Raw genomic sequence first — 14,993 nt, forward strand, 5'->3', positions numbered from 1 at the left:
CACATTCCGTGCGGGCTGCAGCTCCCTTTTAAGGATAAAGGCTGATCAGGTTGCTGCCTGTGCCGCCTTCTTCTTGGCCATGTGCTTGGCCACGCGGGGCAGCACCAGCACGGCCAGCACCACCACCAGCAGGGTCACCGACATGGGGCGCTGCAGGAAGATCATCGCGCTGCCCTCGCCGATGGACATGGCGTTGCGCAGCTGGGCCTCGGCCAGGGGGCCCAGGATCATGCCCACGATCACCGGTGCGGTCGGGAAGCTGAAGCGGCGCATCAGCAGGCCCAGCACACCAATCGCGTACAGCAACAGCAGGTCAAACGCGCTTTGGCGCATGCCGTAGGTGCCCACGGTGGCGAAGATCAGGATGCCGGCGTACAGCTGCGCCTTGGGCACCTTGAGCAGCTTGACCCAGAAACCCACCAGCGGCAGGTTCAAGACCAGCAGCATGACGTTGCCGATGTAGAGCGATGCGATCAGTGCCCACACCAGGGCCGAGGAGCTGCTGAACAGCTGCGGACCGGGCTGGATGCCGTAGTTCTGGAACGCGCCCAGGAGGATGGCTGTGGTGTTGGACACGGGGATACCCAGCGTCAGCAGCGGGATCAGCGCCGTGGTCACCGTGGCGTTGTTGGCGGCCTCGGGGCCGGCCACGCCTTCGATGGCACCCTTGCCGCCGAACTCGGCTTTGTCCTCGCCCTTGGCCAGCTTCTTTTCGGTCGCGTAGCTCAGGAAGGTCGGGATCTCGGTACCGCCGGCCGGGATGCAGCCAAACGGTGCGCCAATGGCCGTACCACGCAACCAGGCCGGGATGGAGCGTTTCCAGTCCCGCTTGGTCATGGTCACGCGGCTCATCTTGTTCTCGGTCTCGACGACCTTGCCTTCGAACAACACGGCGTGCAGCGCTTCGGCCACCGCAAACAGGCCCACGGCCACCAGCACGATTTCCACGCCGTCCAGCAGCTCGGGCACATTGCCGGTATAGCGCGCCTGGCCGGTGATCTGGTCCATGCCGATGAGGCCGGCCGCCAGGCCCACGAACAGCGCCGTGAGACCGCGCACCGTGCTCTGGCCCAGCACCGCGCTCACCGTGGTGAAGGCCAGCAGCATCAGGCAGAAGTACTCGGGCGGGCCCAGCTTGACAGCGTACTCGGCCACCAGCGGAGCAAACAGCGTGACCACGATGGTGGCCACCGTGCCGGCCACAAAGGAGCCGATGGCCGCCGTGGCCAGCGCCGCACCGGCGCGACCGCTCTTGGCCATCTTGTTGCCTTCCATCGCGGTCACCATGCTGGCGGTTTCGCCGGGCGTGTTGAGCAGGATGGAAGTGGTGGAGCCGCCGTACATGGCGCCGTAGTAGATGCCGGCAAAGAAGATCATCGAGGCTGTGGCATCGACTTGCGTCGTGATTGGCAGCAGCATGGCCACGGCCGTGGCCGGTCCAATGCCGGGCAGCACACCCACGGCCGTACCCAGCGCGCAGCCGACAAAGGCCCACAACAGGTTGACCGGCGTGCCCGCCGTCATGAAGCCTTGCAGCAGTTGATTCCAGATATCCATTACAGCCACCCGCTATGCGTCAGCCCTGGCAAGCTGATGGCCAGAAACTTGGTAAACATCCAGTAGACCGGTGCCGAAATCAGCAGGCCCACCACACCGTCAATCAGCCACGAGCGCAGGCCGCCGGCCGGCTGCCCTTGAGACATGCGCACGCCGCGCGAGGCCAGCACAAAGCAGACCGCGCAGCTGAGGATGAAGCCCACCGTGGTGATGATGGCGGCGTTGATCAGCAGGCCGGCCGACATCCAGACGAAGCCCACCCAGTAAGGGGCCTCCTCCTCGTCGCCTGCCTCGTCCATGTCGCGAAAGCCGCCGCTACGGGCTTCCCACAAGAGGAAACCACCGCAGACCAGCAGCGCCACCGACACCAGCCAGGGCAGGAAGTCCGGGCCAATGCCCGCATAGCCTGCCTCGGAGGGAATGATCCACGCGCCGCAGGCCAGGCCCGCGGCGAGTAAAAGCACGCCCAGCGCCAGCGCAGTCTGCTGGCGTACCTTGATCACCGAAATCATCAAAGCATTCCGGAGAGGTGCATCACGCCGCGCAGGCTGGAGAACTCGTTGTCCACGAACTCGTCAAAGGCCTTGCCAGTCAGCACGGCCGGGGTCCAGCCGTTCTTTTCCAGGGCTTCGGCCCAGGACTTGGACTTGGTGGCCTTGACCACCAGATCGGTCAGCTCAGCACGCTGTTCCGCGGTGATGCCAGGGGCGCCGTAGACGGCACGCCAGTTGCCCAGCACTACGTCATAGCCTTGCTCTTTCATGGTGGGGATATTGGGAATACCTGGCAGGCGTTTTTCGGATGTGACGCCGATGGCGCGCATCTTGCCCGCGGTGATGTATTCGGCAAACTCGCTGTAGCCGCTGCCGCCCACGGTGACGTTACCGCCCAGGATGGCCGCGGTGGCTTCGCCGCCGCCACGGAAGGCCACGTAGTTGACCTTCTTGGGGTCCACATTGACCTTGGTGGCCAGCATGGAGGCGCAGATGTGCTCGGTGGAGCCGCGCGAACCGCCGCCCCACTTCACGCTGCCGGGGTCTTTCTGCATCTGGGCGACCACATCCTTCATGGTCTTAAGGGGGGAATCGGCAGGCACCACGAACACGTTGTATTCGCTGGTGATGCGGGCGATGGGGGTGGCCTTGTCCAGGGACACGGCGGGCTTGCCGGTGATGATGCCGCCCACCATCACGGCGCCAGTGATCATGATGGCGTTGGGGTCACCCTTGGCCGCGTTGACGAACTGGGCCAGGCCGATCACGCCGGCAGCGCCACCCTTGTTTTCGTACTGCACGGTGTCAGCCACCTTGGCGTCGATCATGGCCTTGCCCAGGGCACGGCCGGTACCGTCCCAGCCACCACCGGGGTTGGCGGGAATCATCATCTTCAGGTTGGCGGCGGCACGTGCGCTCAGGGGCAGGGCACCGGCAGCGGCCATCACGGCCATGGACTTCAGGAAGGTATCGCGACGCATGGGATGTCTCCTAGGTTGTGTTAGCAGGCCCTATGATGCGAGCCCAGCCTGTCAAACGGCTGTCCAATTCCCTAGGGAAAACCCCATGCACCTGCTGCTCATCGAAGACGACCCGGCCCTGCACACGACGCTGCAGCGCAGCCTGGTGCGCGCCCAGATGCGGGTGGATGTGTGCAGTGACGGGCTGCAGGCCCTGCCGGTCTGGCGCGCCTCGGAACCTGATGTGGTGGTGCTGGACCTGAGCCTGCCCGGCATGGACGGGCTGGACATCCTCAAAGCCGCACGGGCCGAGGGCCTGGGCACACCCGTACTTATCCTGACCGCGCGGGGTACCGTGGGTGACAAGGTGCTGGGCCTGAACGCCGGCGCCGATGATTACCTGCCCAAGCCCTTTGACCTGGACGAACTTGAGGCCCGCGTGCGCGCCCTCTACCGCCGCCACGCCAGCAGCGCCCTCAGTCACCAGCCCGACCTGCAATTGGGCAGCCTGCGCCTGGACAAGCAGAATGGGGCCATCTACCACCGTCACCAGGTCATGGACCTGACCCCGCGCGAGCTCGCGCTCATGGCCGCCCTGATGGCCCGCCCCGGCCATGCCGTCAGCAAGGAACGCCTGTTCGAAGTCGTGTTCCCCGGCGAAGTGGACGTGCAGTTCGAAGCCATCGAGGTGGTGGTCTACCGTCTGCGCAAGAAGCTGTCCGCCACTGGCGTTGCCCTCGTCACCCTGCGCGGCCTGGGCTACCTGCTCAAGGCCGAAGGCTGAGATGGCGGAACACGCCACCCCAGCCGCCCACTCACCGCTTTCGCTGCGGCGCAGCCTGCTGCTGGGCATCCTGCTGCCCATCCTGCTGTTTGTGGTGGTGGACACCGTCAGCCTGTACCGCCAGGCGCTGGGTGCCGTGAACACCGCCTACGACCGAACCCTGCTGGCCTCGGCCAAAGCGATTGGTGAACTGCTGGACATTGAGGGCGACGGTGCCGCCGCCCGGCTGCGCGCACAGGTGCCCTATTCGGCGCTGGAGGCCTTCGAGGCCGACAACCGCAGCCGCATGAGCTACCGCATCTCCGACGCGCGCGGCAAATGGGTGGATGGTGCCGAAGACCTGCGTGCCTGGACTGGCACCCTGCCCAACCAGGGCCCCTATGCCGCATTGGTGGACTTCTATGACGACACCTTCCGTGGTGACCCGGTACGGGTGGCCGTGCTGCTGCAGCCCGTGGCCAGCCGGCGCGAGCGCACCATGGCCATGGTGCAGGTGGCCGAGACACTGGAGCTGCGCCGCACGCTGGCCCGACAAATCCTGATCGACACGCTGCAGCGCCAGGCCATCCTCATTACCGTGATCACTGCCGTGGTGCTGGTAGTGGTTCAGCGCGTGACCAGCCCGGTGCGGCGCTTGAGCAGCAAGCTGCAGCAGCGCCAGGAAGACGACCTCACCCCGCTGGACGCCTCCGAGCTTCCACGCGAAATCAGCCCGCTCACCGAGGCGACCAACCAGGTGATGCAGCGCCTGCAGCACCTGTTGGACCACCAGAAACGCTTTGTGCGCGATGCGGCCCACCAGCTGCGTACGCCGCTGGCCGTGCTCAAGGTTCAGGTGCAGTCGGCCCTGCGTGGCGACGTTGCGCCGCAAGAAGCGCTGCAAGAGATACAGACTACGGTGGACCGCGCCACCCAGCTCGCCAACCAGATGCTGTCGCTGGCCAAGGTGGAGCAGGTCAAGCAGCAGCAGGACTTTGCCCCCATGGACTGGGCCGAGCCCCTGCGCACGGTGGCACTGGACGTTTCGCCCCTGATTGCCGACAAGGACCTGGACTTCGAGATCACCACCCAGCCTTGCCGCGTGCTGGCCCACGAGTGGATGCTGCGCGAGATGGCGCGCAACCTGCTGCACAATGCCATCCGGCTTACGCCCCCGGGCTCGGCCCTGCGTGTGACGCTGGGCGTACAGCAGGGCATGGCCGAGCTGGTGGTGGCTGACAGCGGCCCCGGCATCTCCGACGAGCTGCGCCAGCGCCTGTTCCAGCCCTTTGCCGCCGGCCATGCGCATTCAGGGTCGGGCCTGGGCCTGACCATCACCCGCGAAATGGTGCGTGCCTTGGGCGGCACCATCCAGCTCAACAACCGCTACGAGCAGGGCCTGTGCGTCGGGCTGGACGCCTGCGTACGCCTGCCACTGCAAGCCTGAAACCCCATGGACAGTACCCGCATCGACAAATGGCTCTGGGCCGCGCGCTTCTTTAAAACCCGCTCGCTCGCCACGGACGAGGTCAACAAAGGTCATGTGCAGATCGATCAGCACGACATCAAACCGGCACGCGAAGTGCGCGTGGGCGATGTGCTTACCATCTGGCAAGCCAAGGTTCCGCGCACGATCGTGGTGCGCGGGATCAGCGAGCAGCGAGGGCCGGCCCCGGTGGCCCAGCAGCTGTACGAAGAAACGGCCGAGAGCCTGACCAAGCGCGCCCAGATCGCCGAGCAGAACCGCCTGGCCCCCGAGCCGGCCCAGGCCATGGTTCAAGGCCGCCCCACCAAGCGCGACCGCCGTGCGCTGGACAAGGGCTGGAACGAGCGCTGGAGCGCCTCTCTGGACTGAAACATCCAGCGGTTTTGCCGCCGGGGCGGGGTGATGCAGAGGGGTTTACGGCGATAATCGGGGCCTGCGCCTGCAACAGGCGCCCTCCTCCCTGGATCGTTCTTTTGAAAGTAGCCCGCGCATGACTGCCCTCTCCCCCGTTCTCATTTCTCCGGTCGAAGACATCGTGGCCGACATGCGGGCCGGCCGCATGGTCATCCTGGTGGACGAAGAGGACCGTGAAAACGAGGGCGATCTGGTCCTGGCCTCGGACCACGTGACCGCCGACGCCATCAACTTCATGGCCAAGTTCGGCCGTGGCCTCATCTGCCTGACCCTGACGCGCGAACGCTGCGAGCACCTGAACCTGCCGCCCATGGCCGCACGTAACGGCACCGTCTACAGCACCGCCTTCACCGTCTCCATCGAAGCCGCCGAGGGCGTGACCACCGGCATCTCCGCCGCTGACCGCGCCCGCACCGTGCAGGCCGCCGTGGCCAAAAATGCCGTCGCTTCCGACTTGGTGCAGCCCGGCCACATCTTCCCCCTACAGGCCGTGGATGGCGGCGTGCTCATGCGCGCCGGCCATACCGAGGCCGGTTGCGATCTGGCTGCCATGGCCGGCTGCAGCCCCTCCTCCGTGATCTGCGAGATCATGAAGGACGACGGCACCATGGCCCGCCTGCCTGACCTGCAGCTGTTTGCCGCCGAACACGGCCTCAAGATCGGCACCATTGCCGACCTCATCGAGCACCGCAGCCGCACCGAATCCCTCATCACTGCCCAAGGCAGCCGCCCGCTCAAGACCGCCTATGGCGAATTCACCGCGCGCGCCTTCAAGGACACCACCGGCAACGGCGTGCATCTGGCCTTGGTCAAGGGCCAGTGGAACGCTGACACCGTGGTGCCGGTGCGTGTGCACGAGCCCCTCTCGGTGCTGGACGCACTGGAGCTGGACCGCAGCATGCACAGCTGGAGCCTGGACGCCACGCTAGCCCATATGGCCAAGCAAGGCAATGGCGTGGTGGTGCTGCTCAACTGCGGCGAAAGTGGCGACCAGTTACTAGCCCAGTTTGCCGGCACCGCCAAGGCGTCCCAGGCCCCCGAGCGCGGCCGCATGGATCTGCGCACCTACGGCATCGGCGCCCAGATTCTGCTGCAATGCGGAGTACACAAAATGGAACTCATGGGCAGCCCGCGCCGCATGCCCAGCATGGCTGGCTACGGTCTCGAAATCACCGGCTTTATCTGCAAGCAATAACCAACCCTGTGGGGCCTGCCGCGTGGCCGGCCCGCATTTGAAAGGACTCTGACCATGTTTGGCGCAGACAAAGGCAATACCACCGAAGACCGCCTCAACGGCAAAAAACTCTCCATCGGCATCGTGCAGGCGCGCTTCAATGCGGCCATCACCGACGCACTGTTTACGGCCTGCAAGACCGAGCTGCTCAAGCTGGGTGTCTCCGAGAAGGACATCGACCACGTGACCGTACCCGGCGCTCTGGAAGTCGCGATAGCCCTGCAGGCCATGGCCGAAAAGGGCAAGTACGACGCGCTTATCGCGCTGGGCTGCATCATCCGTGGTGAGACCTACCACTTCGAGCTGGTGGCCAATGAATCGGGCTCCGCCGTCACCCGCGTGGGCCTGGACTACCAGTTGCCCATCGCCAACGCCATCCTCACCACCGAGAACCTGGAGCAGGCCGTGGCCCGCCAGACCGACAAGGGCCGCGATGCAGCCCAGGTGGCTGTGGAAATGGCCAATCTGCTGGAGGCCATCTGATGAGCGACGCCCCCACATCCACCAGCGCCAAGCGCCCGCCCCGCCAGTCCCGCACCGGCCTTACCGCCACCGGCGCACGCAAGGCAGCCAGCAAGTCCAACCGCACGCGCGCACGCGAATTCGCGCTGCAGGGCCTCTACCAGCATCTGGTGGGCCGCAATGCGGTGGAAGACATTGACCCGTTCACGCGCGATTTGGCCGGTTTCAACAAGGCCGACGCGGCCCACTTCGACGCCCTGCTGCACGGCAGCGTGGCGCAGGCCGAAGCCATGGACGCCATGATCGCCCCGCTGCTGGACCGCCCCTGGGGCGAAATCTCGCCCGTTGAGCATGCCGTGATGTGGATTGGCGTGTACGAATTCCAGCACTGCCTGGACGTGCCATGGCGCGTGGTGCTCAACGAATGCGTGGAGCTGGCCAAGGAATTTGGCGGCACCGATGGCCACAAGTACGTGAACGGCGTGCTCAACGGCCTCGCGCCCCAACTGCGCGCCCTCGAAGTGGAAGCCGACAAGGCCAAGAAACCCGCACGCAGCAGCAAGGCCTGACAAGCCCATGCAGATCTCCAGCCGCGCACAGAACATTGAACCGTTTTATGTGATGGAAGTGGCCAAGGCCGCTTCTGCCCTGGCCGCCGAAGTGGCGCACACCGATGCGCCCATGGTGTTCCTCAATATCGGCGAGCCCGACTTCACCGCGCCCCCGCTGGTGCAGGAAGCCGCCGAGCGCGCGGTGCGCAACGGCCATTCGCAGTACACCCAGGCCACGGGCCTGCCGCAGCTGCGTGAACGCATCAGCGCCTGGTATGCCAGCCGCTTTGGCGTGCAGGTGCCAGCCCGGCGCATTGTGGTGACGGCGGGGGCATCAGCGGCGCTGCACCTGGCCTGCCTGGCGCTGATCGAGTCAGGCGACGAGATCCTCATGCCCGACCCGAGCTACCCCTGCAACCGTCACTTTGTGAGCGCAGCAGAGGGCAAGGCGGTGCTGATTCCCACTACCGCCGAAGAGCGCTTCCAGCTCAGCGCCGCCAAGGTAGAAGCCGCATGGGGTCCGCGCACACGCGGCGTGCTACTGGCCTCTCCCAGCAACCCCACCGGCACCTCAATTCACCCCGACGAACTGCGCCGCATCCACCAGGTGGTGCAGGCCCGCGGCGGTGTCACGCTCATCGATGAGATCTACCTGGCGCTGAGCCACGATGCACAGTTCGGCCAGACCGCGCTGGCCATCGATGACCAGATCATCAGCATCAACAGCTTCAGCAAGTACTTCAACATGACGGGCTGGCGCCTGGGCTGGATGGTGGTGCCCGATGCACTGGTGGACGTGGTGGAGCGCCTGGCGCAAAACCTCTTCATCTGCCCCAGCACCATCGCCCAGCACGCAGCACTGCAATGCTTTGAAGAGGCGAGCATCGCCCTCTATGAACAGCGTCGCGCCGAGTTCAAGGCCCGGCGTGACTACTTCATTCCCGCACTCAATGCGCTGGGCCTGCAGGTGCCTGTCATGCCCGACGGCGCCTTTTACGCCTGGGCCGACTGTTCGGAACTTTGCCGCAAACTGGGGCTCAAGGACAGCTGGGACTTTGCCTTTGAAGTCATGCAGCGTGCCCATGTAGCGATCACGCCGGGGCGCGACTTTGGCACGGCGCAGACGGCCCAGTTCGTGCGTTTTTCCACCGCCAGCTCCATGAAACAATTGGAAACAGCGATTGCCCGCCTGCGTGCGATGCTATGACCCTGCCGACCTGAAAACACCGATGAACCAAGATCTCTCCATCCTCCATTTGGTCCTCAATGCCAGCATCGTGGTGCAGGCTGTGATGTTGCTGCTGATGCTGGTGTCCATTGCCAGCTGGGCCGCCATCTTCCGCAAGCTGTTTGCGCTCAAGCGCGTGAAGGCACAGAACGAAACCTTCGAGCGCGAGTTTTGGTCTGGCTCCAGCCTCAATGACCTGTTCAACGCCGCCACCCGCAACGCCCAGCATTGCGGCCCCATGGAACGGATTTTTGCCAGCGGCATGCGCGAGTTCCAGAAACTGCGCGAGCGCCGCGTGGCCGATGTGGGTACGCTGATGGACGGCGCCCGCCGCGCCATGCGCGCGAGCTTCCAGCGCGAGATGGACTCGGTGGAGAGCAACCTCTCCTTCCTCGCCTCGGTTGGTTCGGTTTCGCCCTATGTGGGCCTGTTTGGCACCGTGTGGGGCATCATGCACGCCTTCACCGGCTTGGCCGCCCTCACCCAAGTGACACTGGCCACCGTGGCACCCGGCATTGCCGAGGCCCTGGTGGCTACGGCCATTGGCCTGTTTGCCGCCATCCCTGCCGTGGTGGCTTACAACCGCTTTGCGCGCGACCTGGACCGCATCGCCATCCAGCAGGAGACCTTCATCGAAGAGTTCTCCAACATCCTGCAACGCAATGTGAGCGCCCAGGCCACCGCGGCCGCGGCCCGCTGAGCCAGGAGCGACTATGCCCGCAGTAGCCGGACGCGGCCGAGGCCGCCGCACCATCAACGAAATCAATATGGTGCCCTTCATCGACGTGATGCTGGTGCTGCTGATCATCTTCATGGTGACCGCTCCGCTCATCACACCCAGCATGATTGACCTGCCCAGCGTGGGCAAAGCGGCGCGCCAGCCGGACCAGATCATCCAGATCGTGATCGGCAAGAACGATGCGCTGGAGATGAAGGTCAAGGACCAGAGCAGCAACATCTCCCTCAAGGAACTGGCCGCCGCCGTCAAACGTGCCCAGGGCGCCAAGGACAGCGCAGCTGCTACCAACTCGGCCGTGGTGATCAGCGCCGACAAGGCCGTGAAGTACGAGAGCGTGGTCCAGGTCATGGACACGCTGCAGCGCGCCGGCATCCAGCGCGTGGGCCTCTCGGTACAGCTGGCCAACTGATTGCCCAGCATGAGCGCCGCGCACCGCTACAACGAATTTGCCCCGCCTCCGACGCCGGGTCTGGTTCGGGCCATTGGTCTGGCGCTGGTGGCGCATCTGGTGCTACTGGCAGTGCTGACAGCCGGCGTAGCCTGGAAGCGTGAAAGCCCGCAGGTTGCGGTTGAGGCAGAGTTGTGGTCTTCCGTGCCTCAAGAGGCCGCGCCCTTGCCGCAACCCGATCCGGAACCGGAACCGCCGCAACCCGAACCACCGGCCCCCGTGCGCCCAGCTCCTCCACCGGCTCCGCCCGTGGCTGATACCCCCAAGGCTGCAGACATTGCTTTGGCCCGGGAAAAAGAAAAGGAAAAGGCTCGCCTGGAGAAGGAAAAGGAACTGCAACAGGCCAAACTGGAGCAGGAACGCAAGGACAAGCTGCAACGCGAAAAGCAGGCAGCGGAGAAGCTCGCCGCCGACAAGCAGCGCAAGGAACAGGAAGCCAAGGCCAGCCGCGAGAAAGCCGAAAAGGCCGACAAAGCCAAGGCCGAAGCGCTGGCCAAGCAGAAGGCTGCCAAGGCGGCAGAGCTGGCCGCGCAAAAAACCCGCGAGGACAACCTCAAACGCATGGTGGCGATGGCGGGTGGGTCTACAGGTAGCGGTGGTGCCGGAACAGCGGAGAAAAGCGCCGGCCCTGGCGGCAACTACCTGGGCCGTGTCGCCGCGCGCATCAAGCCCAATGTGACCTACACCGACATCATTGCGGGCAACCCCGTGACCGAGGTGGAAGTCTCGCTGAGCCCCAGCGGCGACATCCTGAGCCGCCGCATCGTCAAGAGCAGCGGCAACAAGTCCTGGGACAACGCTGCACTCAACGCCATCGACAAGACCGAGAAGCTCCCTTCGGACAACGGCAAGATCTGGTCGCCCATGACCATCGTCATGTCACCCCAGACCCTGCTGGCACCCTGATCGCATCCGCTATCGTTCTGATAGCTTCTTGCGCACATTCCACGTGGGCTGAAAGCCAGTTTTCCTATAACTCGTACACAATGGCCGCCTTGCCCTGGTAGGCCTGTGCGCGCCAGCTGGCCAGGGCTGCGTCACTGGGGAAGAACTTGGCGGCCTCGCCCAGGTGCAGCTCGGTGCCAGCGCCGGCCAAGCCCTCAGCACCGGGGGTCATGCATTGCAGCTGCAGGCGCACCGACAAACCGCGCACCACTTCCCCCTGTTCGGACTGCTCCCGCTCGGCGGGGAATTCGCGCACCATGGCCCGCACATCCGGCCCGCGATGCTGGCCGTCGATTTGCACCGCCACGCGCAGGAATTTACCGAAGCGGCAACGCGCCTGTTCCAGGCTCCAGACCTGCTGCACGACAAAGCGCGCCGCAAAGCCGTTTCGCCCCGGCTGCAGGCGTCCGCTTACGATGACCAACGTGTCGTCCTGCAACAGGTTACGGTAGGTGCCCAGCATGGCTTCGTCTGCGGTGGCTTCGATCGCAGCAGACTTGTCATCCAGCGTGAAGATGCCAACCCGACCGCGGTTGCCATTGATGACGCGAAAGCCGCTGATGATGCCGGCCAGCACCTGGGGCTCGCGCGTCTCCAGCACCTCTTCAATCGGCCGCTTGGCAAAGCGACGCACCTCCAGCGCCACCTCGTCAAACAGGTGGCCCGAGAGGTAGAAGCCCACGGCCGTCTTTTCCTGGGTCAGCTGCTCGCGCACGCCCCAGGGCAACACATCGACCAAATCAGGCTCCTGCGTGCTGGAACCGTGGTCGTCTTCGCCGCCCATGTCAAACAGGCCGTGCTGGTTGGCGTTGGCTGCGCTGGCAGCGGCAAAGTCGAAGGCACGGTCAATGCTCTCCACCAAGGCAGCGCGGTTGAGCTGCAGGGTGTCAAAGGCGCCCGCCTTGATGAGGGCTTCCACGCAGCGCTTGTTCAGGCGGCTGCGGTCCACGCGGCGCGCAAAGTCGAACAGGCTCTTGAAGGGACCGGATTCTTCGGTCGGGCCCCGACCCTCGCGCGCGGCCACGATGGCCTCGATCGCCTGCTGGCCGGTTCCCTTGATGGCCCCCAGGCCGTAACGGATTTCCTTGTTGGAGATGGGCTCGAAACGGTAGACGCCGCGGTTGATATTGGGTGGTTCAAAACTAAGGCCCATGCTCACGGCATCTTCATAGAGCACCTTGAGCTTGTCGGTGTCGTCCATTTCCACCGTCATGTTGGCGCAGAAGAACTCAGCCGTGTAATGGACCTTGATCCAGGCCGTGTGGTAGGCCAGGAGCGAGTAGGCAGCGGCGTGCGACTTGTTGAAGCCGTAGCCCGCGAACTTCTCCATCAAGTCGAAGACTTCGTCGGCCTTGTCCTGGGGGATTCCATGCGTCTTGAGCGCACCAGCGCGGAAGATGTCCCGGTGCTGGTCCATCTCCTCTTTCTTCTTCTTGCCCATGGCGCGGCGCAGCAAGTCGGCGCCACCCAGCGAGTAGCCGCCCAGGATCTGCGCGGTCTGCATCACCTGCTCCTGGTAAACCATGATGCCGTAGGTCTCGCTCAGCATCTCGGCCACCGCAGGGTGCGGGTACTCTACCTCTTCCTTGCCGTGCTTGCGCGCCACGAAACTGGGAATCAGGTCCATGGGGCCCGGACGGTATAGCGCGTTCAGCGCAATCAGGTCTTCCAGACGGCTGGGCTTGGCGTCCACCAACATGCGTTGCATGCCCACGCTTTCAAACTGGAACACGGCCTCGGTCTTGCCTTCGGAGAACAGCCTGTAGACCTTGGGGTCGTCCAGCGGCAAGTTTTCATACGCAAACTTTTCTTGCCCCGGATGGCGCTTGCGGATGAACTCGGCCGCGATCTCCAGAATGGTGAGCGTGGCCAACCCCAAGAAGTCGAACTTCACCAGGCCAATGGCTTCGACGTCGTCCTTGTCGTACTGGCTCACCGCGGATTCGCTACCGGGCTGCTGGTACAACGGGCAGAAATCGGTCAGCTTGCCCGGCGCGATGAGCACGCCCCCGGCGTGCATGCCGATGTTGCGGGTCATGCCTTCGAGCTTGCGCGCCATCTCCAGCAGAGTCTTGACGTCTTCTTCCTTGGCTTCGCGCTCGGCCAGAATGGGCTCGGCCTCGGTGGCATAAACGTACTTGTCGTTTTTCTTGCCATCCGTGGGCGGCAACTGCAGCGTGACGTTGGTGCCAGGCTTGTTGGGGATGAGCTTGCTGATGCCGTCGCAAAAGGTGTAGCTCATGTCCAGCACCCGCCCCACGTCGCGCACCACGCCGCGCGCGGCCATGGTGCCGAAGGTGGCAATCTGGCTCACCGCGTCCTTGCCGTACTTGTCCTTCACATAGTCAATCACCAGATTGCGGTTGGTCTGGCAGAAGTCGATGTCGAAGTCGGGCATGGAGACCCGCTCAGGGTTCAGGAAACGCTCGAACAGCAGCTTGTAGCGGATCGGATCCAGATCGGTAATCTTGAGCGCATAGGCCACCAGCGAACCGGCGCCCGAGCCCCGGCCCGGCCCCACGGGGCAGCCGTTGTTCTTGGCCCAGTTGATGAAGTCCCCCACGATGAGGAAGTAGCCCGGGAAGCCCATCTTCAGAATGGTGGTGAGCTCAAACTCCAGGCGCTCCACGTATTCGGGCATGCGCTTTTCGCGCTCAGCCGCATCGGGGTAGAGGTGCACCATGCGCTCCTTCAGCCCTTCGTGCGAGGCATAGCGGAAATACTCTTCCGGCGTCATGCGCTGGCCATTGACCTCGGGTGTAGGGAAGGCTGGCAACTGAGGCTTGCCCAGCACCAGCGTCAGACTGCAACGCTTGGCGATCTCCAGCGTATTGGCAATGGCGGATGGAATGTCTGCAAACAACTCCTCCATCTGCGCGGCCGTCTTGAAATACTGCTCGCGCGTGAACCGGCGCACACGTTTGGGGTTGCTGAGGATTTCGCCATCGGCAATGCAGACACGCGCCTCGTGTGCCTCAAAGTCATCGGGCTCCGTGAATTGAATGGGGTGGGTAGCAACCACCGGCAGCATCATCCGCGCGGCCAATTGCACCGTGGCAACCACATGCGGTTCATCATCGGAGCGGCCCACGCGCTGCACTTCTAGGTAGAAGCGATGCGTAAAGACATTGGCCAGCTGCATGGCGGCCTCGTATGCACGCCCCGTGTCGCCCTGCACCAGCGCCTGGCCCACAGGGCCGGCCTGGGCGCCAGCCAGACAGATCAGGCCCTCGTTCAGTTCCTTGAGCCAGGCCATTTTCACCACGGCTTGGTTCTTCACCACGTTTTGGGTGAAGGCGCGAGCAATGATTTCGGAGATATTCAGATAGCCCTGCTTGTTTTGCACCAGCAGGATGACGCGGGATAAGGCCCCGGTATCCGCGCCAAGCCCTTCGAGGACGATTTCTGCGCCCAGAACCGGCTTGACGCCCTTGCCACGGCCTTCTTTGTAGAACTTGAGCGCCCCGAACAGGTTGTTCAGGTCGGTGATGGCCATGGCGGGCTGGCCATCCTTGGCCGCCGCCTTGACCACCTCATCAATGCGGCAGGTGGAATCCACCACGGAAAACTCGGTGTGAAGGCGCAGGTGTACAAACATCCTGCCATTGTAGTTTTGCCACCCCGCCGCAAGCGGCTACAGGGACATCGCCTTGCGTCACAATGGCAGCACACGAGCCCCCCCAACGCGGGCCCACTCGCCAGTCCCCCCGGAG

At 64.3% G+C, this 14,993-nt stretch carries 14 protein-coding genes; 10 read left to right on the top strand and 4 right to left on the bottom strand.

The annotated features are described in order from the left end of the window. Positions 1-45: 45 nt before the first annotated feature. The 3 genes from AC1RNN_RS07265 to AC1RNN_RS07275 are packed head-to-tail and all read right to left on the bottom strand — an operon-like array spanning position 46 to position 3,031. Positions 46-1,557, bottom strand: coding sequence for a tripartite tricarboxylate transporter permease (locus AC1RNN_RS07265; RefSeq protein ID WP_493087403.1), 1,512 nt, complete (start codon positions 1,555-1,557; stop codon positions 46-48). Then, positions 1,557-2,069, bottom strand: coding sequence for a tripartite tricarboxylate transporter TctB family protein (locus tag AC1RNN_RS07270; RefSeq protein WP_493087401.1), 513 nt, complete (start codon positions 2,067-2,069; stop codon positions 1,557-1,559). The genes AC1RNN_RS07265 and AC1RNN_RS07270 overlap by 1 nt, the downstream gene beginning before the upstream one ends. Continuing rightward, the gene (locus tag AC1RNN_RS07275) at positions 2,069-3,031 is read right to left on the bottom strand and encodes a Bug family tripartite tricarboxylate transporter substrate binding protein (RefSeq protein ID WP_493087399.1); all 963 of its coding nucleotides are present in this window, start codon (positions 3,029-3,031) and stop codon (positions 2,069-2,071) included. The genes AC1RNN_RS07270 and AC1RNN_RS07275 overlap by 1 nt, the downstream gene beginning before the upstream one ends. 85 nt (positions 3,032-3,116) lie before the next feature. On the opposite strand from AC1RNN_RS07275, the gene AC1RNN_RS07280 reads away from it, so the two are divergent. The 10 genes from AC1RNN_RS07280 to tolA all read left to right on the top strand — a co-directional run bounded on the left by AC1RNN_RS07280 (position 3,117) and on the right by tolA (position 11,241). Next, entirely contained in the window at positions 3,117-3,794 is a 678-nt protein-coding gene (locus AC1RNN_RS07280; protein WP_493087397.1) for a response regulator, read from the top strand. Between the two features lies 1 nt (position 3,795). Then, the gene (locus AC1RNN_RS07285; RefSeq protein WP_493087395.1) at positions 3,796-5,220 is read left to right on the top strand and encodes a sensor histidine kinase; all 1,425 of its coding nucleotides are present in this window, start codon (positions 3,796-3,798) and stop codon (positions 5,218-5,220) included. 6 nt (positions 5,221-5,226) lie between these two features. After that, positions 5,227-5,628 (top strand): RNA-binding S4 domain-containing protein, encoded by a 402-nt coding sequence (locus tag AC1RNN_RS07290; protein WP_493087394.1) that lies wholly within the window; start codon positions 5,227-5,229, stop codon positions 5,626-5,628. Positions 5,629-5,749: 121 nt separating this feature from the next. Next, positions 5,750-6,868 (top strand): bifunctional 3,4-dihydroxy-2-butanone-4-phosphate synthase/GTP cyclohydrolase II, encoded by a 1,119-nt coding sequence (gene ribBA / locus AC1RNN_RS07295; protein WP_493087393.1) that lies wholly within the window; start codon positions 5,750-5,752, stop codon positions 6,866-6,868. Between the two features lie 54 nt (positions 6,869-6,922). Beyond that, entirely contained in the window at positions 6,923-7,390 is a 468-nt protein-coding gene (gene ribH, locus AC1RNN_RS07300) for a 6,7-dimethyl-8-ribityllumazine synthase (protein WP_493087392.1), read from the top strand. After that, positions 7,390-7,938, top strand: coding sequence for a transcription antitermination factor NusB (gene nusB / locus AC1RNN_RS07305; protein ID WP_493087391.1), 549 nt, complete (start codon positions 7,390-7,392; stop codon positions 7,936-7,938). Before ribH ends, nusB begins: the two co-directional genes overlap by 1 nt. Before the next feature lie 7 nt (positions 7,939-7,945). Then, complete coding sequence (locus AC1RNN_RS07310; protein WP_493087390.1) at positions 7,946-9,127, top strand: pyridoxal phosphate-dependent aminotransferase; 1,182 nt, start codon at positions 7,946-7,948, stop codon at positions 9,125-9,127. Between the two features lie 22 nt (positions 9,128-9,149). After that, positions 9,150-9,848, top strand: a complete 699-nt coding sequence (gene tolQ, locus AC1RNN_RS07315; protein ID WP_493087389.1) for a protein TolQ — start codon at positions 9,150-9,152, stop codon at positions 9,846-9,848. A gap of 13 nt (positions 9,849-9,861) precedes the next feature. After that, the gene (locus AC1RNN_RS07320; protein ID WP_493087388.1) at positions 9,862-10,296 is read left to right on the top strand and encodes an ExbD/TolR family protein; all 435 of its coding nucleotides are present in this window, start codon (positions 9,862-9,864) and stop codon (positions 10,294-10,296) included. A gap of 9 nt (positions 10,297-10,305) precedes the next feature. Then, the gene (gene tolA, locus AC1RNN_RS07325; protein WP_493087387.1) at positions 10,306-11,241 is read left to right on the top strand and encodes a cell envelope integrity protein TolA; all 936 of its coding nucleotides are present in this window, start codon (positions 10,306-10,308) and stop codon (positions 11,239-11,241) included. Between the two features lie 64 nt (positions 11,242-11,305). On the opposite strand, the gene dnaE is transcribed toward tolA, so the two are convergent. Further along, positions 11,306-14,878 (bottom strand): DNA polymerase III subunit alpha, encoded by a 3,573-nt coding sequence (gene dnaE, locus AC1RNN_RS07330; RefSeq protein ID WP_493087385.1) that lies wholly within the window; start codon positions 14,876-14,878, stop codon positions 11,306-11,308. Positions 14,879-14,993 lie beyond the last annotated feature (115 nt).

The sequence above is a fragment of the Rhodoferax sp. GW822-FHT02D07 genome (assembly GCF_058802405.1).